The following is a 267-nucleotide window of genomic DNA, read 5'->3' as shown; positions in this document are numbered from 1 at the left end:
ACCTCCGCCTCCGCCGCCAAATGCCGGCGCTGCAGGCGCGAAAACATTAGCACTCGTTGAGGTGCCAGTTTGTGCAGCTGGTTTGCTTGCGAGTAGCCTGGTTAAGGCCTCTTGTATCTGGGGATTTGTATCAGATGGTGGCTTGGAGTATAATTCCTTCAACCTCGCAAAGAGTGTTTCAATGCTGCTTGAATATTTGTCGTAAATCTTGCTAATCTCAGCATCATCCGCTTTCTCTGGTTTCACAACTTGATAGAAGGCTTTCAG

Annotated in this window: 1 protein-coding gene; it reads right to left on the bottom strand. The window is 48.7% G+C overall.

Going from position 1 to position 267, the window contains the following annotated elements:
- The coding region (locus ACLJNW_RS25565) for a hypothetical protein (RefSeq protein ID WP_410961418.1) at nucleotides 1-267 on the bottom strand (267 nt) is incomplete at both ends.

This window comes from Salmonella sp. SAL4457 (assembly GCF_046548235.1).
Classification (GTDB): Bacteria; Pseudomonadota; Gammaproteobacteria; order Enterobacterales; family Enterobacteriaceae; genus Salmonella; species Salmonella enterica.
The sequence above is the reverse complement of the archived record's forward strand: the minus strand, read 5'-3'. Positions and strand labels throughout refer to the sequence as shown.